The organism is Nonomuraea zeae (assembly GCF_005889725.1).
GTDB classification, from domain to species: domain Bacteria; phylum Actinomycetota; class Actinomycetes; order Streptosporangiales; family Streptosporangiaceae; genus Nonomuraea; species Nonomuraea zeae.
This window is the reverse complement of record NZ_VCKX01000084.1, coordinates 1-21,479: the sequence shown is the minus strand read 5'-3', so window position 1 is coordinate 21,479 and position 21,479 is coordinate 1. Positions and strand designations below refer to the sequence as shown.

The following is a 21,479-nucleotide window of genomic DNA, read 5'->3' as shown; positions in this document are numbered from 1 at the left end:
GACGCACCGGCCGCGGCAAGTGCGGGACCTCGTGCCCCGATGGTGTGAGTACGATGCCAATGTGCTGGTCATACTCGCCATCGCCGCCATCGCCATCCTGGCCTGCGTGGTCTTGGTCTCCCTCGGTAGGGGCGGTGAGCTGACCGAGTTCCCGCCGGATGTGCCGCCTCTCGACCTGCCGGAGCCGGGGCAGCTCACGGCGGTCGACTTCATGGCGCTCCAACTGCCGGTCAACCTGGTCGGATACCACACGCAGAGCGTCGACGAGACCCTGCGCAGGGCCGCGAGCGCCATCAGCGCGCGCGACACGCGGATCGCCGTCCTGGAGCAGCGCGTCTCCGAGCTGCTGTCGAGCCGGTTGCACGCGCGGCAGGAGGTCTACGCCGCGCCCGGGGCCGGCCTGCGTACCGATCACGAGCCGGAGGCCCCGGCGGACCCGCGGGAGCTGCCCGAGTCGGGCGACCCGGTGTCGGTGAGCGGGGCGACGGTGGACTGGGACTCGGCCGCCGAGCTGCGGCATCGGCCAGAAGACGCGGAATGGCGGGTCCCGCCGGGCAACGGCACGCCCGTCGCCGCCGCGCCCGAGGACCCGAAGCCCGAGGACCCGAAGCCTGAGGACCCGGAGCCTGAGGACCTGGAGCCCGAGGACTCGAAGCCTGAGGAGGCCGCCGAGCCCAAGGCAGCCGAGAGCGACGGCGCTCAGAGCGATGACGCTCAGAGCGACAGCGCCCGGAGCGATGACGCCCATGGCGATGACGCCCGGAGCGAAGACGACGAGCCCGCGGAGCTCAGGTCCGAGGACGTGAAGTCCGAGGAGGACGAGCCGGTGCGGGTCGCCCTGGCCAAGGACGCCGCGCCGGTCAAGGATGGGGACGAGCGTCCGTGACCGAGCTGATCCGCTGCGTCTGGGCGGGCATGGCCGACCCGATGTACATCGCCTACCACGACGAGGAGTGGGGCCGCCCGCTCAAGGGCGACGACGCGGTGTTCGAGCGGGTGGCGCTGGAGGCGTTCCAGTCGGGCCTGTCCTGGCTGACGATCCTGCGCAAGCGGGAGAACTTCCGCGCCGCCTTCGACGGCTTCTCCATCCCCAAGGTGGCCTCGTACACCGAGGAGGACGTGCAGCGCCTCCTCGGCGACGCCGGCATCGTCCGCAACCGGGCCAAGATCGACGCCGCGATCAGCAACGCCAAAGCCGCACTCGACCTGCCGGGCGGGCTGTCCGACCTGGTGTGGCAGTACGCCGAGCCCGATGCGCCCGTGCCGAGGTCGATGGCCGACGTCCCGGCGATCACCCCAGGCTCCAAGGCGCTGGCCAAGGAGCTGAAGCGGCACGGCTTCAAGTTCGTCGGCCCGACCACCGCCTACGCGCTGATGCAGGCCATCGGCCTGGTCAACGACCATATTGAGGGGTGCGTGGCGCGGACACGCTGAGCTCGGCCGAGTGGGTCCGCCCGCGCGATCCGGCGAGCTTGACGGTGATGGCCGGGACCCCTCCCGGCTGGACGCTGACGGTGTCGTCGGCCCGTACGACGCCGCGCCCGGGGCGGCCGATCCTGATGGTCACGACGTCGACGGTCCTGCTCGGGTCGGCCACGGCCACGAGGATGCGGCTGCTGGTCCGGCGTACGACCACCACGCAGGGCGCGTCGGCGCTGAGCCCCGGCACGGCGCCCGCCGACCAGAACGTGGCCGCCAGCAGCCCCTTCGTCTGCACCGCCTGCACCCGTGGCGTGTTGGCCAGCACCCGCACGGGACGCTTGCCGCGGAAGATCCTGGTCCGCTCGCGAGAGACGGCCGGCAGCACCATGTAGGCGTAGGAGGCGTTCACGGGGTTCACGCCGTGGTCGAACCAGAGCGTCACGTAGCGCCGCGAGACGGGATCGAAGGCGCCCGCGGTGTCGTCACCGGCGTTGATGTCGCGCCATCTGCCCGTACGCGTCTCCGCGAGGCTCCGCGCGCCCTCGAACACGTAGCCGCCCACGCCGGCCAGATGCGCCCAGCCGTCCCCGTGGTACAGCTGCGCGTCCGTGGCCCTGTTCTCCACCACGGTCTCGACCACGTGGCCGTCAGAGGCGCTGATGCCGCTGCCCAGCGCCACCACGACCCGATCCAGGAAGAACCACGACTTGCGGGCCCGCAGGCTCGTGCCGTCGCCGATCAGCTCCATGGCGGCGGCGCCGTACCGGTCCTCGAGCACCGCGCCGCCCGCGCACGCGTTGTCCGGGCGGTAGGCGCGAAAGGACAGGTCCTCCCGCACCCGGCTGTCGACCGTGGTCCCGGGCAGCCGGTACGGGTTCACCGTGGGCCAGAAGTCCGCCCCGAACTGGCCGAGATCGTCGGTGTAGAGGTAGGTCATGCCGTCACCGGTGTACCAGCCGTGCAGGTTCTCCCCGTTGATCGCCTCGTAGGCGGCGATCCGCCGCGACGACATGCTGATCGCGTACGACCAGCCGGGCCGCCGGTGCACCACCCGGTCCATCGAGGGGAACACGAACAGCCCCACGGGCCCGGGCACGGCCTCGACCGTCTCGTCGTCCAGCACCTCGGTCGCCAGCCGCGTCTCCCGCACTCCCGCGTGCGCCAGGTAGGGCCGCGCGTCGCCGCGCTCGATCCACCCCTTGGCCAGCCCCCTGAACCGGCTCCCGTACGGCTCGGGCGCGTCCTGCGCGAGCAGCAGCACGGCCCCGATCAGGCCGTGCCCCGCCACGCTGTCGGAGAACGCCTGCCGCGTGGCCGCCCGCCCCCTGACCGTGTCCATCAGCAGCCCGTCGTGGACGAACGGCGCGAACGACCGCTCGACCGCGTCCAGCACCACCTGCCGCCCCGGATCGGTCACCTCCCAGGCCGACCCGCTCAGCAACGCCAGCGTCTCGGCCACGGCGGTGAGCAGGGACAGGCCGTACGAGCCCGTGTAGGCGACGTCGCCGTGCTGGATGAACGACCCGTCGCGGTAGAGGCCGTCACCCGAGTCGACGTAGCCGAACACGCTGTTGCGCCCGCCGTCGCGCACGTCGGACAGGCCGTCGCGGGCCAGCGCGAGCTTGTCGGCGCAGCGCCCGGCCACGCCGCGGAAGGCGACGATGGCCGCCTTGTCGGCCCGGTTCGCCCCGCTCTCGCTCGCCTCCGGATAGCCGGCCCTGCGGTCGGCGTCGGGGCAGAACCGGTCGATCGCCGCCAGGTACGACCCGAGCCGGCCGGCGTCGAGCCGGTCGCCGAGCAGAACACACGTCCGGCTCAGCTCCGCAGGGGTGCCGATCTCCCAGAACCACCAGTTGCCCGTCTCGGGGAGCCGCTCGTTGTAGTAGTGCTCGTTGAGCAGATCGAGCGCGCCCACCACCCGCGCGAGCACGGACTCGTCGCCGTGCTGCGCGGTGCCCGGCGTGGCCCAGGCGGTGGCGATGAGCCGCAGGCGGGCGTGGCTGCCGGTGACGTTGCCAGGGCGGCCTTCGAGCGCGAGATCCGGCCAGAGCGGGCCGGGAGCCTGCGCCGCCGCCGCGGTCATGGAGGCCAGCCAGGCCGCCGCCGTATCGCTCAGGGCGGCCAGCGGTCTGGCGTAGGCCGGGTCGGAGACGTCGATGCCGCCACCGGTGAGCAGGTCCACGGCGGTGGCACGGAGGGTGTCGAACCCGTCGGGGGCAGGCGCGCGCGAGGCGTCGGAGTGCTCCATGGCGCTAGCAATACCCTAACGAGAGCGTGCCCGTATGGTTACTCCGCGTTGAAGATAGGCCGATCTTTTGCGAGAAACGCTCGGGTCGCGTGTAGATGGTCCCGGGTGGCCACACATTCGTCCTGAAGGTCGGCTTCCATGGCCAGCGAGTCGGGCAGCGAGTGCGTCGCGGAATAGGCCAGCGCCCGCTTGGTGGCGGCGTAGGCCAGGGTGGGGCCGGCCGCGAGGCGTACCGCGAGCTCCTGGGCGGTCTTCAGCACGTCGTCGGCGGGCACCACCCGCGTGACCAGGCCCAGCTCCAGCGCGCGGGCCGCGTCGAGCGGCTCGCCGAGCAGCATCAGCTCGGCGGCGCGGCCCTGGCCGACCAGGCGTTGCAGCGTCCACGACGCGCCCGAGTCGGGGGCGAGCCCGATGCCGGCGAAGGCCAGCGCGAACTTGGCCTTCTCCGAGGCGATCCGCAGGTCGCAGGCGAAGGCCAGGGACGCGCCCGCGCCTGCCGCGACGCCGTTGACCGCGGCCACCACCGGCTTGGCCATGGTGGTGAGCAGCTCCACGATCGGGTTGTAGTGCTCGCGGACGGTGTTGGCCAGGCCGCGGCCCGCCTCCAGGTTGTCGGCGTGCTGGCGCAGGTCCTGGCCCGCGCAGAACGCCCGCCCCGAGCCGGTGAGCAGGACGGCCCTGACCGCCGGGTCGCCCGCCGCGCGGCGCAGCGCGTCGAGCAGGGCGTCCTTGGTCTCGGCGGTGAGCGAGTTCATCGCGTCGGGGCGGTCGAGCGTGATGGTGGCGACGGCGTCGGCCACGTCATAGCGGATCAAGGCAACTCCCTGTCGACGAACGCGGCGGCTGCGGGCAGCAGCCGGGCGGCTTCCTGCTCGAAGTAGGCCCTGGCCTTCTCGCCCGGCCAGCCCGCGGGCAGCAGCTCGGGCGGCAGCCCCGGGTCGCGGAACAGGAAGTTGCGCCAGCCGTGCACGAGCCTGCTCCTGGTGGCGAACACCTGATCGGCCGGCGCCGACTCGGGCAGGCTGCTGATCAGCGTGACAGCCTCGGCGTGCCAGTGCTCGTACGCCTCGCCGATGCTCGTCAGATCCCACGCCCGCGCGACCAGCTCGCGGGGGTCGCCCTCCAGCGCCGCGTCGAACCGGTCGGCGCGCACCCCTTCGCCTTCGAGCAGGTTGTCCAGCTCGATGGACGACCTGGGGCCGATCCAGGTCGTCTCTGACAGAGAGGCGTAGCCGAGGAATGTCAGATCGGCTCGGAGCCGCTCCCTGCGTGGTCGTTCCTTGACCGGTTCGAAGACGATCAGATGCCAGCGGCCGTGCCAGGTCAGTGTTCCGGCTCGGTAAATTCTCAGTGCGGCCTCATCAAGGCGCCTGACGCATCTGGGCGTGACCCCGTAGCCCGCTCCCTGAGGAAGCTTGATCGAGTGCAGCCACCCCTGCCTGACCATGCGCGAAACGGCCGTGCGCACGGCGGGAGCGGCTATTTCCAGGGGTTTCATGAGCCGGACCAGGGCAGCGACAGACGCTTGCCCACCCCGCGAACGCAGGTGGTCTCCATAGAGATCGAACAGAGCGGCGCGAGCGTGCACGAAGTCCAGTTTGGACGTCATCGCCTGCCCCGACAACGCATTCTGGGAGGAGATCGTTACCCATGAGGGCTCTCGATGCGGGAGAATAGGACATCACAGAAGACGTGAATGCGCCGACCGCCCTCACGGAGGTCGGAAATCGCGGGCCGCGGGAGCCCAAGGCAGGAAGGGATGCACGCATGGCGGCGATGAAGCCGCGGACCGGCGATGGTCCGCTCGAGGTCACCAAGGAAGGGCGCGGCATTGTCATGCGGGTCCCTCTGGAGGGTGGCGGCCGGCTCGTCGTGGAGATTTCCGCCGACGAGGCAAAGGCGCTCGGCGAGGCGTTGAAGAACGTCGTCGGCTGAGAGCTCCCGAGAGACAACCTGATCCACGACCCTGGCGTAGTCCGGCGCCAGGGTCGCTGACGTTCGAGGAGAAATTCCGTGCCGATTGAGACCACTGTGTCGGTGGTCGCCGAGGTTCCTGTCGACGCCGAGCTGCTGGCAGTTCCCTACGCCGCTGACCTGAGTCCCGCCCACGCGGTCGACCTGCATCTGCCGGTGCCCGACCTGCTGGCCCACTACGAGGCCAAGGGAGAGTCCGGCGAGATCGTCGAGGTTCCCGTGGCACGGGCCGGCGGCGTGGGGCGCGTGCTGCTCTACGGCGTGGGCGACGGCTCGCCGCGGGCCCTGCGCAAGGCCGCCGCCGCGCTCAGCCGCAGGGCCAAGGGCAGAGACACGCTGACCGTGGTGGTGCCCGACGGTGACATGGCGGCGTTCGCCGAGTCGGCGTTGCTGGCGGCCTACTCCTTCAAGATCGGCAAAGAGGGCAAGAAGTCCGTGCGGGCGCTGGCGCTCGTGGGCGCGGACGAGGAGGCCGTGCGGCGCGGGCAGACCGTGGCGCAGGCCGTGGCGCTCGCCCGCGACCTGGCCAACACGCCGTCCTCGGTCAAGAACCCGGCCTGGCTCGCCGAGCGGGCGGCCGAGCAGGGCGTGCCCGTACGGGTGTGGGACGAGGAGCAGCTCCAGGCCGACGGGTTCGGCGGCATCCTGGCCGTCGGCCAGGGCTCGGTCAGCCCGCCGAGGCTCATCCAGCTCACCTACACGCCCGCCGAGCCTGCCGAGCGGCACGTGGTGCTGGTGGGCAAGGGCATCACGTTCGACTCGGGCGGGCTGTCGCTCAAGCCGACCGAGAACATGAAGACCCAGAAGACCGACATGGCCGGCGGCGCCGTCGTGATCGCCGTGCTCGGCGCGCTGGCCGCGCTGGGCGCGCCCGTACGGGTCACCGGGCTGGTCGCCGCCGCCGAGAACATGCCGTCAGGCACGGCCCAGCGGCCCAGCGACGTCATCAGGCACTACGGCGGGCGCACGGTCGAGGTGCTCAACACCGACGCCGAGGGCCGGCTCGTGCTCGCCGACGCGCTCGCCTACGCCGACGCCGTCCTCGATCCCGACGAGGTCGTCGACATCGCCACCCTCACCGGGGCGATCACCGTGGCGCTCGGCCGCAACGTCGGGGCCGTCTACGCCTCCGACGACGCGCTGGCCAAGCAGCTCGTGGACGCCGGGCAGGCCAGTGACGACCGGTTGTGGCGGATGCCGCTGGTCGAGGACTACACACCCGCGCTGGAGTCGTCGATCGCGGACCTGGCCAACGTCGAGTCCGGCTCAAGGTTCGGCGCGGGGTCGATCACGGCGGCGCTGTTCCTGCGGGAGTTCGCGGGGCGGCGGCCGTGGGCGCACCTCGACATCGCCGGGGTGGGGCGCAGCACTGTGGACGACGGGGCGCTGAGCAAGGGCGCGACGGGGTTCGGCGTGCGGCTCCTGCTGGAGTGGCTCACCCGGGCATAGCGGCGCACGGAGGCGGTGGGCCTGGCGTGCCGCCGCGCCCACCGTGTGCGGAGGCGGGGCCTGAGGCATCACCGGGTCCGCGGCGTGTGGAGGCGGGGCCTGGCGTGCCGCCGGGTCCGCCCGTCATTCGTACGGGACCCGGCGCTTCGGGTTCACCCGGCCTGCCGGGTGTCCGCGGCTACTTGGCGATCTTCACGGCGGCGAGCAGGCCGTCGCCCAGCGGGATGAGCACCGAGCGCAGGCGGTCGTCCGACTGCACCAGCTTGCCCACCTCGCGCAGCGCGACCGTGTCCGCGTCGCGTTGCGCGGGGTCGGCCACCCGGTCGCGCCACAGCATGTTGCCGAAGGCCACGATGCCGCCCACGCGGAGCAGGCGGACCGCCTCGGAGAGGTAGTCGGGGTATTCCTGCTTGGCGCCGTCGGCGAACACCATGTCGTAGCCGCCGTCCGACAGCCGCGGCAGCACGTCCAGCGCCCGGCCGGAGATGAGGCGTACGCGCCCGCCGGAGAAACCCGCCTCCGCGAAGGCCTGTCTGGCCAGCCGCTGGTGCTCGGGCTCGACGTCGACGCTCGTCAGCGTCCCGTCCGTACGCATGCCGCGCAGCAGCCACAGACCCGAGACGCCGCACCCCGTGCCGACCTCGACCACGGACTTGGCGTTGACCGCGGTGGCGAGGAAGCACAGGGCCGCCCCACCGCCGGGAAGGATGGGCGTGGCCCCCATCTCCAGCCCGCGCTGCCGCGCCACGTGCAGGATCTCATCCTCATGATGGAACTGCTCCGCATAGGCCAGAGTGGCCTCTACCGGACTGGTCATCGGCCTCCTCCCCCCACTTTCGTGCGATTGCCGCAGAAGGTCATAGACGTGATTGGCACCGATCGCAGCCTAGGGGAGACACGCCGGGACGGGAACTCAGGCGGGCCCCAAGGCGTTGCAGGTTTAAACGGGCTTTGCCGGTCCGGAAGGCAGGCAGTGCGCACGAAGGGACGAAACCAGGCACTATGGCGGTAGCGGTGGTCCCAAAGAGAGGAGTTCTGGTGGACGAAAGCGACCACCAGACGGATACTCCCGTGTCGTCTGACTGGACACCTCCCACGTGGGAGGAAGTGGTGCGGACTCACTCCGCACGCGTGTATCGACTGGCATACCGGTTGACCGGCAATGTCCACGATGCCGAAGACCTCACACAGGAGGTCTTTGTCCGGGTTTTCAGGTCGCTGTCGAGCTACACCCCTGGCACGTTCGAGGGGTGGTTGCACCGGATCACGACGAACCTGTTCCTCGACATGGCGCGCCGGAAGCAGCGCATCAGGTTCGAGGGGCTGGCCGACGACGCCGCGGAGCGGCTGCGCGGCCGTGAGCCGTCACCGGCGCAGGCGTTCGACGACGCCCACCTTGAGCCCGACATCCAGGCCGCCCTCGACGCGCTCGCACCGGAGTTCCGGGCCGCGATCGTCCTGTGTGACATCGAGGGCCTGTCCTATGAGGAGATCGCGGCCACGCTCGGCGTCAAGCTGGGGACGGTCCGAAGCCGTATTCACCGTGGCCGGGCGCAGTTGCGGGAGGCGCTCGACCATCGGGCCCCCCGTAATTCTCAACTCCCCCCGACCGTTATCCGTGGGGAGGAAGTCTGATATGGCCCATCTTGGAGAACGTGTTTCCGCGCTCGTGGACGGTGAGCTCAACCACACCGAACGCGATCGCGCGCTGGCTCATCTGACCTTCTGTGCTGACTGCAGGCACGAAGTCGAGTCGATGCGGGCGCTGAAGTCGCGCCTGCGCTCGCTCGACGGGCCTGCGATGCCGGCCGACCTGACCATGTCTCTGCTCCGGATGGCGGAGCCGGGCGGGCCGCTGCCGCCGAGGGAGCGCCCTTTCCCGTCGCGCACGTTCGGGGGCGTGCCGATCCCTGGCCCGCACAGCATCGCCCCGCTGGACAACCGTCCGCGCAGGGACGCCACTGGTGGAGCTTCGGGCCCTGGCAGGGGCGGTAGGCGGCGCTCGACCTACGTCGCGGTCGGCGTGGTCTCCGCGGCCGTCGCGCTCGGCACCTTCTTCGCCACCACCGGCGTGGGGCAGAGCAACCCGGCTCCGCCGGTGGAGCTGTTCCAGCAAGCTCGTAACTCTCCGACGAACGCTCCTTCGACCGCCACCCCTTGACGCCCGGATATGCCGGGCACACCGGTGTTGGCGTAGTCGGCGGCGCGCGGGGCATACGATCTGGGTTCGGGATTTGTCACAAGCGATTCCTGACAAATGCTTTATGACCCTCGTATGCCGCAAGAGCCAGGATTGCGGTGGCCGAGCCAAGGAGTGGTGAGACTTAGATGACCGACGAGACGCGCCCCACCGAAGGACGCACGCCGTCGGACTCCCCCGAGCCACAGGGGCGGCCGGACTTCCTGCCCGTGGACGACTCGCCGGAACAGCAGGGCAGGCGGCCGGAGCCGCCCGCCTCGTTCGGCGGCTCCTGGGGCGACCCGTCGGGCCGCCACGAGGTCGTCGGCACGCCGCCGTACGAGAGCCGCTCACCCGAGAGCGGCCCCTCCTACGCCGCGCCTTCGTTCGACGCGGGTGCGCGGCCCTACGAGGTCCCTTCGTTCGGCCCTCCGGAGACGCCCTCCTACGACAACGCCTCGTTCGGCCCCCCGGACAAGCCCGGTCCGTCGTTCGGCCCCCCGGAGCCGCGCTCCTACGAGAGCCCGTCGTTCGGCCCGAGCCCGTCGTTCGGGCCGCCGCCGGACAGCGGGGCCCGTCCCTACGAGAGCCCATCGTCGGGCGCTCAGGACGCGCGTCCCTACGAGAGCCCGACGTTCGGCTCCCCGGACAACAGCCCGACGTTCGGCTCCCCGGACAACGGGGCGCGGTCCTACGACAGCCCGGCGTTCGGCTCGCCGGACAACGGGACGCGGTCCTACGACAGCCCGGTCTTCGGCCCGCCGGACAACGGGACGCGCTCTTATGACAGCCCGTCGTTCAGCACGCCCGGCGGCGGTCCGCGGCCGTACGACGGCCCGCCGTTCGGGGGTCCGCCTCCCTACGGCGCCACGCCGCCGCCACCGCCGCGTCAGGCGCTCGGCATGGGCTCGGGCTGGGCGGCGCCACCGCCGCCCCCTGGCGCCCAGGGCGCCGGGTCGAGGCGCGGACCGGCGACCGGAGCCCTGATCGCGATCGCCGCGGCCATCGCGCTGGCGGCCTCGACGCTGGGCAGCGTCGGCACCTACCTGCTCACCAAGCCGAGCAGCGCCAACGACCCCTCCTACAGCCTGGGCCCGGCGCCGACCGGCGCGACGAACCGCGCGCCCGACTCGGTGGCGGGCGTGGCCTCGCGGGTGCTGCCGAGCGTGGTCTCCCTGGAGGTCGGCAACGGCTCCAACACCGAGGGCGCGTCGGGTTCCGGCTTCCTGATCAAGAACGGCTACGTGGTGACGAACAACCACGTGGTCTCCCTGGCCGCCAAGGGCGGCGAGATCCGGATCATGTTCAACAACCGGAAGACCACGTCGGGCCGGATCATCGGCCGCGACCCGGGCTCGGACCTGGCCGTGGTCAAGCCGGAGGAGACGTTCGGAACGCCGGAGATCACCCTGGGCAACTCCGACCAGGTCGTGGTCGGCGACCCGGTCATCGCCATCGGCTCGCCGCTGGGCCTGACGGGCACGGTGACGACCGGCATCGTCAGCTCGCTCAACCGCCCGGTGATCGCGGGCGACGACACGGGCACGAGCGCCGAGGAGCCCGCCTACATCAGCGCGATCCAGACCGACGCCGCGATCAACCCCGGCAACTCCGGCGGCCCGCTGGTCAACGGCAGGGGCGAGGTCGTCGGGGTGAACTCGGCCATCGCCACGCTCAGCCGCTCGATGAGCAGCCAGAGCGGCAGCATCGGCCTGGGCTTCGCGATCCCGGTCAACCAGACGCGGCGGGTGGCGGAGGAGCTGATCACCACCGGCAAGGCCAAGCGTCCCAAGATCGGCATCGTCCTGGACAAGGACTACAAGGGCCAGGGCGTACGGATCGCCTCCGAGCCGGCCGGCGGCCGCCAGCCGGTGGACGCCAACGGGCCCGCCGAGAAGGCGGGGCTGAAGGCCGGCGACGTGATCCTGGAGATGGACGGGCTGGCGCTGCAGGACGGGAACGAGCTGATCGCCCTGATCCGCAGCAAGGCGCCCGGCGCCAAGATCACCATCAAGTACCAGCGCGCCGGCCAGGAGCGCACCGCCACCCTCACCGTCGTCGCCGACGACGAGCCCACCCCGACGCCGTCCTGACTTTCCGCCGGTCCACCGTCCTTACGGCTGCGCACCGGATGGCTCGCCTGCCAGGAGGACGCCTACCGGTCTGCCCGCCGCGCCGCCGTGAGGGCGACGCGCGGCCGTCCGGGCGGCGGCATGGTGTGATGTGGCAGGCCGCGTGCGGGTGGCCGGGCGGGTCGGGCCGGTCCGGGGAGGCTCCGGCGGCGTGATCTCCGCTGATCTGAGGCAGGGGGGACGACCGACCTACCCCTTGGAGCCCTTAGTCTGTGGATAGGCCGGGGTTGTCCTCGGAGAGGTTGGACTGCGGTAGGAGTGCACGGTGTTCGGACTCGGGTGGTGGGAGATCGGGGCGCTGGTCGTGATCGCGTTGCTCGTCTTCGGTCCCGAAAAGCTGCCTCAAGCCGCCTCACAGGCCGGCAAGACGCTGCGCAACCTGCGCCGGATGGCGAACAACGCGCGTGACGACCTGCGGGCCGGGCTGGGCCCGGAGTTCTCCAACTTCGACCCCGCAGACCTCAATCCGCGCAACTTCGTCAGGAAGCATCTCCTCGACGACATCGAGGAAGACTGGAACAAGAAGCCGGACGAGCTGGAGCCCGCCGTCACGGCCCCGTACACGCCTGAGCCGGTGGACGAGCTCGGTTACGGCGAATTGCCGCCTTACGACGCAGAAGCCACCTGACAGGCCCGCACAGCGCTCTCCAGGCCCTCCAGGCCCCCAACGCCGGCCCGGCATCGGCTTTCGCATGCGAAAAAGAGGGCCCACTCGCACGAGGCGAGCGGGCCCGATGGTGCCGAGGATGGTCAGCCGCGGTTGGGGGAGAGGTTGAGGTGGAGCCCCTTCAGGCTGGACGACCGCTTGCTGAGCCCGCTGGCGATCTTCCGCAGCTCCGCGCCCGCGGGTGAGTCGGGCTCCGTGAGGACCAGCGGCTTGCCCTCGTCGCCTCCTTCGCGCAGCCGCAGGTCGATGGGAACCTGGCCGAGCAGCGGCACCCGGGTGCCGAGCGTCCGCGTCAGCGCGTCGGCGACCGTCTGGCCCCCGCCCTCGCCGAACACGGCGATCCGCTCGTCACAGTGCGGGCAGGGCAGCCACGCCATGTTCTCGATGACGCCGGCGATCTGCTGATGCGTCTGGGCCGCGATGGAGCCGGCCCGCTCGGCCACCTCCGCCGCGGCCATCTGCGGCGTGGTCACGACCAGGATCTCCGCCGACGGCAGCCGCTGCGCCACAGAGATGGCGATGTCGCCGGTGCCGGGCGGCAGGTCGAGCAGGAGCACGTCGAGGTCGCCCCAGTAGACGTCGGCCAGGAACTGGTGGAGCGCCCGGTCCAGCATCGGACCGCGCCACACCACGGGCGTGTTGCCCTCGGGCTTGAACATCCCGACCGAGATGACCTTGATGTCATGCGCCATCGGCGGCATGATCATGTCCTCGACCTTGGTGGGGCGCTCGGCGGCGCCCAGCATGCGAGGAATGCTGTGACCGTAGATGTCGGCGTCGACGATGCCGACCTTCATGCCGCTTGAGGCCATCGCCGCGGCCAGGTTGACCGTGACCGACGACTTGCCGACCCCGCCCTTGCCGCTGGCCACCGCGAACACGCGGGTGAGCGAGCCCGGCTGGTTGAACGGGATCTCCTTCTCCGGCCCGCGGTCGCCCCTCAGCTTGGTCTGGAGCGTCTTGCGCTGCTCGGTGCTCATGACGTCGAGCTCGATCTGGACGCCCGTCACACCTTCGATCTTGGCCACGGCGTTCGTGACATCGCGCGTGATCGTGTCCTTCATCGGACATCCGGCCACAGTGAGGTAGACCCCTACGCGCACCGCCCCGTCCGGGGCGATCTCGATGCTCTTGACCATGTCGAGGTCCGTGATCGGGCGACGGATCTCGGGGTCGATGACGGTGGCGAGGGCGGCCGTCACGTGTTCCTGGGTTAGTGCCATCGAAGTCTCGGCACGAGGGAGTGCCGTCCCTCCTTTGTCGGTATATGTGTGACAGGCGCTGGACGCCAGTGAGGATGCCCCTCCATGGTATGAACCGAAGGCCCCGCTGGGTTAATCCGTGCTGTTAGATGTCTGTGCAACAACGTCTTAAGGTTACTCCGTGACTCTTCTGCGCGACGAGGGACTGACCGTCGAGGAGCTGGCCGTCTGGCGGATGCTGCAGCGCGCCCAGGTGCGCATCGCCCGCCATCTCGAGGCGGAGCTCCTCGTCGCCCACGATCTGCCGCTCGCGTCGTACGAGGTGCTCATGCAGCTGGCCGAGGCGCCCGAGCGGCGGCTGCGCATGAATGATCTGGCCGGGCGCGTCCTGCTCTCCCGCAGCGGCCTGACCAGGCTCATCGACCGTTTACAGCGGGACGGGCTGGTCGCCAGGCAGGCGTGCGCGGACGACGCGCGCGGGCTGTTCGCCGTGCTGACCGACGCCGGCGCGGCCCGGCTGGCCGAGGCGACCCCCACCTACCTGCGCGGCATCAGGACCCAGTTCCTCGACCTGCTGGGCGCGGCGGAGATCGGTCAGGTGCGTGAGATGCTCGGCAAACTCGACGGTGACGCGTAACGCCTGAGAGGCGTCAGTGGCGCTCCTTGAGCTCCTCCAGCAGGTGCCCGAGCTCGGAGCGCAGGTAGTCGCGGGTGGCGACCTCGTTCAGCGCCAGGCGCAGCCCGGCGATCTCGCGCGTCAGATATTCGATCTCGGCCTGGTTGCGCTCCGCGACCTCGCGGTCCTGCTCGTACTGGACGCGGTCGCGGTCGTCCTGCCGGTTCTGGGCCAGCAGGATGAGCGGCGCGGCGTAGCTGGCCTGCAGCGACAGCATCAGCGTGAGAAAGATGAACGGGTAGGGGTCGAACTTGAGCGAGGCCGGCGCGGCGATGTTCCAGATCACCCAGACGGCCACGAACACGGTCATGTAGACGATGAACCGCGCGGTGCCGAGGAATCGGGCGATCCGTTCGGAGAGGCGGCCGAACGCCTCCGGGTCGTAGTGCGGCCGCAGCGAGCGGCGCAGCGCCCTGGGCTGGTCGAGTCGTTCGATCGTCACGATCGGCCTCCCTCACGGTCGTCCCCGTCGTCCTGCTCGTCGTCCCTGCCGCCGGCCGCCTCGCGCCAGTCCTCGGGAAGCAGGTGGTCGAGCACGTCGTCGACCGTCACCGCGCCCAGGAGCCGGCCGAGCCCGTCGACCACGGGCGCGGCCAGCAGGTTGTAGTGGGCCAGGTAGTAGGTCACCTGGAGCAGCGTGAACTCCGGCCTGATCGGGTCGATCGAGGGGTCGAGCACCTTGCCGAGCAGCGTGGACGGCGGCTCGCGCAGCAGCCGCTGGAAGTGCGAGACGCCCAGGAACGTGCCGGTCGGCGTCTCCGTCGGCGGCCTGGTCACGTAGACCTGGGCGGCGACGGCGGGCGTCAGGTCGTGCTGCCTGATGTGCGCGAGCGCCTCGGCCACCGTGGCGTTGGGCGGCAGGACCACCGGCTCGCTGGTCATCACGCCGCCCGCGCTGTCGTCGGGGTAGGGCAGCAGCCGCCGCACGGGCGCGGCCTCCCGCGGCTCCATCAGCGCCAGCAGCTTGGCCGCCTGCTCCTCCGGCAGGTCGTGCAGCAGGTCCGCGGCGTCGTCCGGGCCCATCTCCTCCAGCACGTCGGCCGCGCGCTCCGGCTCCAGGGTGTCGAGGATGCCGATCTGGTCGTCGGGCGGCAGCTCTTCGAGCACGTCGGCGAGCCGGTCGTTGTTCAGGGCGCGGGCGATCTCGACCCGGCGCTTGCTCGGCAGCTCGTGCAGGGCGCTGGCCATGTCGGCGGCCCGCAGCGTCTCGAACGCGGCGATCAGCCCGGCCGCCCCCTGGTCCTTCTGCAGCTTGTCGAACCCGGACACCTCGCTCCACGCGACCGTACGGGGCTCGCGCCGCCTGCCCTTGTAGAGGGCCACCTTGGTGATCTCCCAGGCGGACGGTTTGACCTCCTCCATGGCCACGTCGTAGACGGTCATGGGCTGGTCGCCGAGGCGCACTTCGAGGTCCAGCATCTCGCCGATGACCAGCGTCTCGGTGTCGCGCTGCTCGAACCTGCGCATGTTGAGCCGGCCGGTGAAGACCACCGATCCGGCCTCGATGCGGCGCACCCGGGTGATGGGCAGGAACACCCGGCGCCGGGGCTGCACCTCCACCACCAGGCCGTGCACGTTGGGCCGGCGGCCGATGCGCAGGCCGACCACCAGGTCGCGGACGCGGCCGATCTTGTCGCCCGCTGGGTCGAACACCGGGGTTCCCGGCAGCCGGGCCACGAAGATCTGCACGTGGTCAGGCTAACAGTGCTGTCCATTGCGCCTCGGTCACCCGACATGTCAGTATCAACCGTTCTTAACGGTAATTACTCCGCAGGTGGTGTGCGATGAGGTATGCGGGACTCGGGCTCGCGTTCGTGTCCGCGTGGTGTTTCGCGTTCTCGGGGCCGATGGCCAAATACCTCATCGCGGCCGGGCTGGCGCCCATCGAGGCCGTGTGGACGCGGATGGCGGGCGCCGGGCTGCTGCTCGTCGCGGTGCTGGCCGTGGTGAAGCCGCGGGCGCTGCGCATCCCGAGGTCCAGGCTGCCGTTCTTCGGCCTGTACGCGGTCATGGCGGTGGCCGGGGTGCAGTCCCTCTACTTCGTGGCGATCACCCGGCTGCCGGTCGGGGTGGCGTTGCTGCTGGAGTTCATGGCTCCGGTGATGGTGGTGGCGTGGGTGCGGCTCGTCAGGAAGGTCCGGCTGGCCAGGCCCGCGTACGTCGGCGCCGTCCTCGCGGTCGCCGGGCTCGCGATCGTCGTCGAGTTCTGGCAGGGGATGCGGGTGGACGCGCTGGGCCTGCTGCTCGGCCTGCTGGCCGGGGCGTGTTGCGCCGGATATTTCCTGATGAACGATAGCTTCGGGGACGACGTGGACCCGCTCGGCCTCATCGCGTGGGGGATGACGGGGGCGGCCGCGGTGCTGATCCCGTTCGCCCAGCCGTGGAACATCCCTTGGGACGCCTTCACCGTCACCGTCACGCCGGATGGCGGCCGGGCGCTGCCGGTGCTGGGGGCGTACCTGTGGATGGTGCTGATCTCGACCGTGGTCGCGTACATCCTGGGGGTGAACGCCGTGCGGCGGCTCTCGGCCGCGGTCGGCGCGACCGTCGCGTCCCTGGAGATCATCGGCGGCGCGGTCGTGGCGTGGGCGCTGGTCGGCGAGACGCTCGGCGTCTTCCAGATCGTGGGCGGCCTGATCCTGCTGTCGGGCGCGCTCCTCGCCCAGAGCTCCACCGCCGCGGCCCCCGCCGTACCGGTGGAGCCGGGCCTGGAGGCGCGGCCGGTCGGCGTCACCGCCGAGCCCTGAGCCCCTTCAGCGCTCGGGTCGCTCGGGCGTGAGTCGCAGGACGGTGGCGTCGCGGGCCCAGCGCTCGGTGAGGTGCTCGCTGTCGGGGGCGTTGAGCCGCTCCTTGGCCAGCACCGCCACGGCGTCGGCCGCCGCGGCCTGGTCCACCACCGCCACCGCCGCCTCGAACTCCACCAGCCTGGCCCCGTTGTCCTTGCTGCGCAGGGTGACGTGGACCCGGTCGAGCGCGTCGAGGCCGGGCAGCTGCTGCTCACCGTCGCCGGTCACCAGGTAGATCGCGCCTTCGTGCCAGGCGTGCCAGGCCAGCCGGGGGCGGTCGAGGGTGAGCCAGAGGATGCCGGACTTCTTGGCGCCCTCCTCGATGGCCGCCTCGGCGGGTGCGGTGTTGTCGCTCACAGCTCGAACTGTAGTCACAGAACCGGCCCGTGCGGAGGGCTCGCTGCCGACCGGGCGGCGCAGCCGTTAGCGTGTGCGCATGCGCTCACGTCGTTCCGTGCTCGCCGTGCCCGGCAGCAACCCCCGGTTCCTGGAGAAGGCCCAGACCCTGCCCGTCGATGAGGTCTTCCTCGACCTGGAGGACTCCGTCGCGCCGCTGGCCAAGGAGAAGGCGCGCGAGAACATCGTGGCCGCCCTGCGCGAGGGCGACTGGTCGGGCAAGACCCGGGTGGTCAGGGTCAACGACCTCACGACGCAGTGGACGTACCGGGACGTGATCGCGATCGTCGAGGGCGCGGGCGAGCACCTCGACTGCGTGATGCTGCCCAAGGTGCAGGACTCCACGGAGGTCGTCTGGCTCGACACCCTGCTCACCCAGATCGAGAAGACCATGGGCTTCGAGGTCGGCCGGATCGGCATCGAGGCGCAGATCGAGAACGCCCGCGGCCTGGTCAACGTGGACGCCATCGCCGGGTCGTCCAAGCGGCTGGAGACGCTGGTGTTCGGCCCGGCGGACTTCATGGCGTCCATCAACATGCGTACGCTCGTCGTCGGCGAGCAGCCGCCCGGCTACGTCGAGGGCGACGCCTACCACTACATCCTCATGCGGCTGCTGATGGCGGCCAGGATGCACGACCTCCAGGTGATCGACGGCCCCTACCTGCAGATCAAGGACGTCGAAGGCTTCGAGCGGGTGGCCAGGCGGGCCGCCGCCCTCGGGTTCGACGGCAAGTGGGTGCTCCACCCCGGACAGGTCGACGCGGCCAACGCGGTGTTCTCCCCGGCGCAGGAGGACTATGACCACGCCGAGCTCATCCTGGAGGCGTACGACTACTACACCTCGGTGGAGAAGCGCGGCGCGGTCATGCTCGGCGACGAGATGATCGACGAGGCCTCGCGCAAGATGGCGCTCGTCGTCGCCGCCAAGGGGCGGGCCGCGGGGCTCGCCCGTACCAAGAGCTTCACACCTTGAAGCCGATCGCGGTGAAGAACCAGAACGACGACGTCAGCCAGAGGCCGATGAGCGCCGTGAAGGCCAGCCCGCCGAACACCGGCAGCGTCCAGCCGGGAGTGTCGCGCTTGGGGAGCGCGAGCAGCTTCGCGGTGAACACGCCGTAGAAGAAGCACCCGAGCAGCGAGTGCGCGAGCACTCGCGGCACGTCGTACTGCAGGCCGAGCGCGTAGAGGCAGTGGAAGGCGACCGGGATCGTCAGCAGGAACGCCAGCCGCCCCGACCAGCGGTGCACGGCCGGCGGGATGGTGATCCCGAGCTTGCCCCACATCGACAGGGCCGAGACGACCTGGACGATCGCCAGGACGAACGCCCCCGTCGTCAGCCACACCTTCATCGGCAGCGCGGCCGAGAACCCGGCCACGCCCACGGCGAACCCGGTGGGCGTGTGCGCCCGCCCGAAGACGCCCAGCGCGACCACCACCAGACCGCCGATCAGCAACGGCACGAGCAACGTGGTCACGCCACGGGACTGCTGCGGTAGGGCGGTCATTGCATCTCCTCGATGAAGCCGTCGACGTCCTTCGGGTAGACCGTGGTGTCGTCCACCGTCACGGGCGCGGTGGGCTGGTCGCTGTTCAGCTCGGGGATGTCGTACTGCTCCTCGCCGACGAAGGCGGTGCCGACCTGGTAGTAGCCGCCCGCCGGGTTCTTGACCAGGATCCAGCCGGCCCTGAGCTTGGCGCCCCTGACGAGCGCGGTGGCCCGGTAGAGGCCCGACGGCTTGACGATCGTGGGCGCGACGAAGCTCCACTTCCTGCCGCCGACCGCGACCCAGCCCTTGGCCTGGCCGCCGCCCAGCTCGGCCGTCACGGTGGACTTGGGGTTGGCGACGCCGGTCAGGTTCAGGTCGCCGTCCGACTCGTTGCCCTTGAACCAGGACTCGGTCTTGCCGTCGCAGAAGTAGCCGACGGCCTTGCCGTTCCTGATCGAGATCGCGATGAGGCCGCCGTTGCCTTTGACGCGGCCGCCGTAGTCGGCCTTGGCGATCTTCTTCGCCTCGGTATTGGTGGGGGACGGCTGCGCGGTGTTCTCCTCCGCGGTGTTCTGCTCTGCGGGGCTCTCCTCTCCAGAAGGCGCCTCCGCAGCGGTGCCGGCGGCCGTGTTCTCGGCCGCGGGTGTCGCGGTGATGCTGGCGACACCCAGCCCCAGGGCGAGCACTGCTCCCGCCGCGAGGGTGATGAAAGGTCCCAGCCTTGACATGGACTGCTCCCAGGGTTGAAATGCCTACGCCTCTGAGCATCCGCCTAAAAGGGTGGACCGTCTGTGAACTAATGCGCACCAGATGGACAGAATGTATAGATGCAGGAGAATCCAGGGGCTTATCCGCCGTACGACGCGCCCCCGCCGGGCTATCCCTACCAGCCGCAACGTCCGTCCTGGTTTCTGCCGGTGCCGCACGGGGCGCGTTACGACCATCTGGCCCGGATTCCCGGCGCGCATCCGTGGCGGGCGATCGTCGGCTCGCTGATCATCGCCGTCGGGTTCTTCGCGATCGGCGTGGTGGTCGTCTACGCGGGGCTGGTGCTGGCCTCGCTGCTCGGCATCTCGGCGCCGATGGACCCGTCGGGAGCGCTCTTCGGCGACCCGGTCTTCGGGCTCGTGGTCGTGCTGCTGTCGATCGTGCCCGTGCTGCCGCTGGTGTTCGGCACGACGGCGCTCGTCCAGCGGCGCCGGCCGGGGACGCTGTCGTCCGTGGCCGGGCGGCTGCGCTGGCCGTGGCTGCTGCGCTGCGCCGGGCTGGCGGTGCTGGCGCTGGTGCTCGGGCAGGGCACGCAGATCGTCGCGCTGTCCCTGTCGGGCCAGGGCGGCGACATCTTCGGCTGGATCGGATGGGAACGCTTCCTGCCGGCGCTCATCGTGCTCGTGCTGCTGGTGCCGTTCCAGGCGGCGGCCGAGGAGTACGCCTTCCGCGGCTGGTTCCTGCAGGCCGTCGGCGTGCACGTGCGCAATCCGATCTGGGCCATCCTGATCGGGTCCGTGCTGTTCGCGTCGTTGCACGGGTATTCGTGGGTGGGCCTGATCGACGTGTTCTCCTTCGGGGCCGTCATGGGCTGGCTGGCCGTGCGGACCGGGGGGCTGGAGGCGCCGATCGCGCTGCACGTCATGAACAACCTGCTGGCCTTCGGATTGAGCGCCGCGGCCGGGCAGCTGGACGACGCACTGGATCAGGGGAAGGTGCCGGTGCCCTGGCAGGCGTTGACGGGGACCGTGGTGCAGCTCGGGGTGTATGCGTTTGGTGTGTTGTATCTAGCTAAAAAGCGGTCAGTAGACACTGTTTCGGGATAAATCCGGCGAGAGGTGCCGGGAATCTCGCTAGAGAGGTCTCGTAATTCCGGCTCAAGCATGCTGGTCTGGTTGCTGTGGGGGAAACGGCGAGGGTTTCCCGGAGGTGATCGTTTCGGTGCGACGGGGTAGTAGTAGGCGCGTGTGATACATCGTCCGATAAACGTATGAGGAGCGAAACGCCGCATGAGGCGGACGGCGTCCATGGAACGGTCCGCGGGTCGCGACCATCCACCTACCGTCCGCGCACACGATCCGGTTGGCCAGGTCAGATTCGACGAGTTCCACCTGTACGACGAGTTCGACTAGGAGGTACGGCGCGTGGCCTCCGGCCCCAGCGAAACGCCACGGCGACCGCAGGGTGACGACGACCCGCATCCCGAGGGCACGTCGGAACCGCATTCTTCGCAAGAGCCCAGGATCAGGCACTCTCCACCCGGTCCCACGGACGGCCGGGCTCGCGGCTTACCCCTGACCTCCCCTTGGGGCATGCCGCCGTTCTCCGCCCCCATCCCGGAGGAGGAGCCGCAGGAGCTGCCCAAGGGGCGCAGGCCGTACAGCTCGCCGACGGCGGAACCCGAGACGGAGCCGCGCCGCCGCCCCCGCCGCATCGTCAACCGCCCCGACAAGCTCGTCGCGGGCGGCCCGCTCGGGTCCGCCCCCGCGCCCGAGCGAACCGAGCCCGCGCCTGTGCAGCCCGAGCCCGTGCATTCCGAACCCGTCCAGTCCGAGCCCGTGCAGGACGAGCCCGTGCGGCCTGAGCCGGCGCGCGCCGAGGCGGAGCAGCCGGAGCCCGTGCCTGAGCCCGTGCCTGAGCCCGCGCCCGAGCAGGAGCCTGAGCGGGACGACGACCCGCCCATGCGGGACCCGCGTACGGCGCCCTACCGCCTGGTGTATCCCGTCGAGAGCAGCGCGGCCACCGAATGGCAGCGCGACAGGGACGAGCCCCAGGAGGACGAGCCGCCCGCGCCGGAGGACGAGCCCGGCGAGGACGAGCCCGGCGTGCGGCGCGTCGGACGCCCCCCGGCCGGCCGCCCCACGAGACCCGAC

The 21,479-nt window shown here is 70.7% G+C and carries 22 protein-coding genes and 1 pseudogene; 13 read left to right on the top strand and 10 right to left on the bottom strand.

Annotation, left to right across the window (positions count from 1 at the left end; translation table 11 throughout):
* The first annotated feature begins 61 nt into the window (after window positions 1-61).
* Window positions 62-886 carry a hypothetical protein gene (locus ETD85_RS25995; RefSeq protein WP_138692401.1) on the top strand — a complete coding sequence of 275 codons (825 nt, stop codon included), beginning with the start codon at window positions 62-64 and terminating at the stop codon, window positions 884-886.
* Window positions 883-1,434 (top strand): DNA-3-methyladenine glycosylase I, encoded by a 552-nt coding sequence (locus ETD85_RS25990; protein ID WP_138692400.1) that lies wholly within the window; start codon window positions 883-885, stop codon window positions 1,432-1,434. Before ETD85_RS25995 ends, ETD85_RS25990 begins: the two co-directional genes overlap by 4 nt.
* On the opposite strand, the gene ETD85_RS25985 is transcribed toward ETD85_RS25990, so the two are convergent.
* Genes ETD85_RS25985 through ETD85_RS25975 form a run of 3 tightly spaced genes read right to left on the bottom strand, consistent with a single transcriptional unit; the run spans window position 1,394 to window position 5,279 of the window.
* The gene (locus tag ETD85_RS25985; protein ID WP_138692399.1) at window positions 1,394-3,670 is read right to left on the bottom strand and encodes a polysaccharide lyase 8 family protein; all 2,277 of its coding nucleotides are present in this window, start codon (window positions 3,668-3,670) and stop codon (window positions 1,394-1,396) included. The two genes, ETD85_RS25990 and ETD85_RS25985, sit on opposite strands and share 41 nt — an antisense overlap.
* A 38-nt stretch (window positions 3,671-3,708) precedes the next feature.
* Complete coding sequence (locus tag ETD85_RS25980; RefSeq protein WP_138692398.1) at window positions 3,709-4,485, bottom strand: enoyl-CoA hydratase/isomerase family protein; 777 nt, start codon at window positions 4,483-4,485, stop codon at window positions 3,709-3,711.
* Entirely contained in the window at window positions 4,482-5,279 is a 798-nt protein-coding gene (locus ETD85_RS25975) for a PaaX family transcriptional regulator (RefSeq protein WP_240779421.1), read from the bottom strand. Before ETD85_RS25975 ends, ETD85_RS25980 begins: the two co-directional genes overlap by 4 nt.
* 158 nt (window positions 5,280-5,437) lie before the next feature.
* On the opposite strand from ETD85_RS25975, the gene ETD85_RS25970 reads away from it, so the two are divergent.
* Together ETD85_RS25970 and ETD85_RS25965 are read left to right on the top strand one after the other, a co-directional pair.
* Window positions 5,438-5,605, top strand: coding sequence for a DUF3117 domain-containing protein (locus ETD85_RS25970; RefSeq protein WP_020545024.1), 168 nt, complete (start codon window positions 5,438-5,440; stop codon window positions 5,603-5,605).
* Window positions 5,606-5,683: 78 nt separating this feature from the next.
* Window positions 5,684-7,093 carry a leucyl aminopeptidase gene (locus ETD85_RS25965; protein ID WP_138692397.1) on the top strand — a complete coding sequence of 470 codons (1,410 nt, stop codon included), beginning with the start codon at window positions 5,684-5,686 and terminating at the stop codon, window positions 7,091-7,093.
* Window positions 7,094-7,271: 178 nt separating this feature from the next.
* On the opposite strand, the gene ETD85_RS25960 is transcribed toward ETD85_RS25965, so the two are convergent.
* Complete coding sequence (locus ETD85_RS25960; RefSeq protein WP_138692396.1) at window positions 7,272-7,910, bottom strand: O-methyltransferase; 639 nt, start codon at window positions 7,908-7,910, stop codon at window positions 7,272-7,274.
* Window positions 7,911-8,095: 185 nt separating this feature from the next.
* Between ETD85_RS25960 and sigE the strand changes: the two genes are divergently transcribed.
* The 4 genes from sigE to ETD85_RS25940 all read left to right on the top strand — a co-directional run bounded on the left by sigE (window position 8,096) and on the right by ETD85_RS25940 (window position 12,032).
* Window positions 8,096-8,728 (top strand): RNA polymerase sigma factor SigE, encoded by a 633-nt coding sequence (gene sigE, locus ETD85_RS25955; protein WP_138692395.1) that lies wholly within the window; start codon window positions 8,096-8,098, stop codon window positions 8,726-8,728.
* A 1-nt stretch (window position 8,729) separates the two neighbouring features.
* A complete protein-coding gene (locus ETD85_RS25950) occupies window positions 8,730-9,254 on the top strand; it encodes an anti-sigma factor family protein (RefSeq protein ID WP_138692394.1) in 525 nt (174 codons plus the stop codon).
* Window positions 9,255-9,421: 167 nt separating this feature from the next.
* Window positions 9,422-11,365: a trypsin-like peptidase domain-containing protein gene (locus ETD85_RS25945; protein WP_138692393.1), complete on the top strand. Its 1,944-nt coding sequence runs from the start codon at window positions 9,422-9,424 to the stop codon at window positions 11,363-11,365.
* Between the two features lie 304 nt (window positions 11,366-11,669).
* The gene (locus tag ETD85_RS25940) at window positions 11,670-12,032 is read left to right on the top strand and encodes a sec-independent translocase (RefSeq protein WP_138692392.1); all 363 of its coding nucleotides are present in this window, start codon (window positions 11,670-11,672) and stop codon (window positions 12,030-12,032) included.
* A 122-nt stretch (window positions 12,033-12,154) separates the two neighbouring features.
* Here the strand turns inward: ETD85_RS25940 and ETD85_RS25935 are convergent, their stop codons facing one another.
* Entirely contained in the window at window positions 12,155-13,294 is a 1,140-nt protein-coding gene (locus tag ETD85_RS25935) for an Mrp/NBP35 family ATP-binding protein (protein ID WP_138692391.1), read from the bottom strand.
* A 160-nt stretch (window positions 13,295-13,454) separates the two neighbouring features.
* Between ETD85_RS25935 and ETD85_RS25930 the strand changes: the two genes are divergently transcribed.
* On the top strand, window positions 13,455-13,910 hold the full coding sequence (locus ETD85_RS25930; protein ID WP_138692390.1) for a MarR family winged helix-turn-helix transcriptional regulator: 456 nt from the start codon (window positions 13,455-13,457) through the stop codon (window positions 13,908-13,910).
* A 13-nt stretch (window positions 13,911-13,923) separates the two neighbouring features.
* Here ETD85_RS25930 and ETD85_RS25925 read toward each other — a convergent pair whose 3' ends face one another.
* Together ETD85_RS25925 and ETD85_RS25920 are read right to left on the bottom strand one after the other, a co-directional pair.
* The gene (locus ETD85_RS25925; protein WP_138692389.1) at window positions 13,924-14,391 is read right to left on the bottom strand and encodes a DUF1003 domain-containing protein; all 468 of its coding nucleotides are present in this window, start codon (window positions 14,389-14,391) and stop codon (window positions 13,924-13,926) included.
* Complete coding sequence (locus tag ETD85_RS25920) at window positions 14,388-15,638, bottom strand: magnesium transporter MgtE N-terminal domain-containing protein (protein WP_240779420.1); 1,251 nt, start codon at window positions 15,636-15,638, stop codon at window positions 14,388-14,390. Before ETD85_RS25920 ends, ETD85_RS25925 begins: the two co-directional genes overlap by 4 nt.
* A gap of 95 nt (window positions 15,639-15,733) precedes the next feature.
* Between ETD85_RS25920 and ETD85_RS25915 the strand changes: the two genes are divergently transcribed.
* A complete protein-coding gene (locus tag ETD85_RS25915; protein ID WP_138692388.1) occupies window positions 15,734-16,696 on the top strand; it encodes an EamA family transporter in 963 nt (320 codons plus the stop codon).
* Between the two features lie 6 nt (window positions 16,697-16,702).
* On the opposite strand, the gene ETD85_RS63280 is transcribed toward ETD85_RS25915, so the two are convergent.
* The gene (locus ETD85_RS63280; protein WP_170246840.1) at window positions 16,703-17,092 is read right to left on the bottom strand and encodes a hypothetical protein; all 390 of its coding nucleotides are present in this window, start codon (window positions 17,090-17,092) and stop codon (window positions 16,703-16,705) included.
* 79 nt (window positions 17,093-17,171) lie between these two features.
* Between ETD85_RS63280 and ETD85_RS25905 the strand changes: the two genes are divergently transcribed.
* Window positions 17,172-18,104 carry an HpcH/HpaI aldolase/citrate lyase family protein gene (locus ETD85_RS25905; RefSeq protein ID WP_138692387.1) on the top strand — a complete coding sequence of 311 codons (933 nt, stop codon included), beginning with the start codon at window positions 17,172-17,174 and terminating at the stop codon, window positions 18,102-18,104.
* Here the strand turns inward: ETD85_RS25905 and ETD85_RS25900 are convergent.
* Together ETD85_RS25900 and ETD85_RS25895 are read right to left on the bottom strand one after the other, a co-directional pair.
* Window positions 18,094-18,636 carry a DUF6529 family protein gene (locus tag ETD85_RS25900; RefSeq protein ID WP_138692386.1) on the bottom strand — a complete coding sequence of 181 codons (543 nt, stop codon included), beginning with the start codon at window positions 18,634-18,636 and terminating at the stop codon, window positions 18,094-18,096. The genes ETD85_RS25905 and ETD85_RS25900 overlap by 11 nt on opposite strands.
* Window positions 18,633-19,346: a hypothetical protein gene (locus ETD85_RS25895; RefSeq protein ID WP_138692385.1), complete on the bottom strand. Its 714-nt coding sequence runs from the start codon at window positions 19,344-19,346 to the stop codon at window positions 18,633-18,635. The genes ETD85_RS25900 and ETD85_RS25895 overlap by 4 nt, the downstream gene beginning before the upstream one ends.
* A 99-nt stretch (window positions 19,347-19,445) precedes the next feature.
* On the opposite strand from ETD85_RS25895, the gene ETD85_RS25890 reads away from it, so the two are divergent.
* Together ETD85_RS25890 and ETD85_RS25885 are read left to right on the top strand one after the other, a co-directional pair.
* Window positions 19,446-20,432: a CPBP family intramembrane glutamic endopeptidase gene (locus ETD85_RS25890; protein ID WP_138692384.1), complete on the top strand. Its 987-nt coding sequence runs from the start codon at window positions 19,446-19,448 to the stop codon at window positions 20,430-20,432.
* Between the two features lie 486 nt (window positions 20,433-20,918).
* A pseudogene (locus tag ETD85_RS25885) lies at window positions 20,919-21,479 on the top strand (hypothetical protein); the annotation flags it as partial.

What these genes read in the sequence shown, in the direction of transcription:
- ETD85_RS25985 (WP_138692399.1), bottom strand. Translation starts at nt 3,670, where the DNA reads ATGGAGCACTCCGACGCCTCGCGCGCGCCTGCCCCCGACGGGTTCGAC.
- ETD85_RS25975 (WP_240779421.1), bottom strand. Translation starts at nt 5,279, where the DNA reads ATGACGTCCAAACTGGACTTCGTGCACGCTCGCGCCGCTCTGTTCGAT.
- ETD85_RS25970 (WP_020545024.1), top strand. Translation starts at nt 5,438, where the DNA reads ATGGCGGCGATGAAGCCGCGGACCGGCGATGGTCCGCTCGAGGTCACC.
- ETD85_RS25960 (WP_138692396.1), bottom strand. Translation starts at nt 7,910, where the DNA reads ATGACCAGTCCGGTAGAGGCCACTCTGGCCTATGCGGAGCAGTTCCAT.
- sigE (WP_138692395.1), top strand. Translation starts at nt 8,096, where the DNA reads ATGGCGGTAGCGGTGGTCCCAAAGAGAGGAGTTCTGGTGGACGAAAGC.
- ETD85_RS25950 (WP_138692394.1), top strand. Translation starts at nt 8,730, where the DNA reads ATGGCCCATCTTGGAGAACGTGTTTCCGCGCTCGTGGACGGTGAGCTC.
- ETD85_RS25945 (WP_138692393.1), top strand. Translation starts at nt 9,422, where the DNA reads ATGACCGACGAGACGCGCCCCACCGAAGGACGCACGCCGTCGGACTCC.
- ETD85_RS25935 (WP_138692391.1), bottom strand. Translation starts at nt 13,294, where the DNA reads ATGGCACTAACCCAGGAACACGTGACGGCCGCCCTCGCCACCGTCATC.
- ETD85_RS25915 (WP_138692388.1), top strand. Translation starts at nt 15,734, where the DNA reads ATGAGGTATGCGGGACTCGGGCTCGCGTTCGTGTCCGCGTGGTGTTTC.
- ETD85_RS25905 (WP_138692387.1), top strand. Translation starts at nt 17,172, where the DNA reads ATGCGCTCACGTCGTTCCGTGCTCGCCGTGCCCGGCAGCAACCCCCGG.
- ETD85_RS25900 (WP_138692386.1), bottom strand. Translation starts at nt 18,636, where the DNA reads ATGACCGCCCTACCGCAGCAGTCCCGTGGCGTGACCACGTTGCTCGTG.
- ETD85_RS25895 (WP_138692385.1), bottom strand. Translation starts at nt 19,346, where the DNA reads ATGTCAAGGCTGGGACCTTTCATCACCCTCGCGGCGGGAGCAGTGCTC.
- ETD85_RS25890 (WP_138692384.1), top strand. Translation starts at nt 19,446, where the DNA reads ATGCAGGAGAATCCAGGGGCTTATCCGCCGTACGACGCGCCCCCGCCG.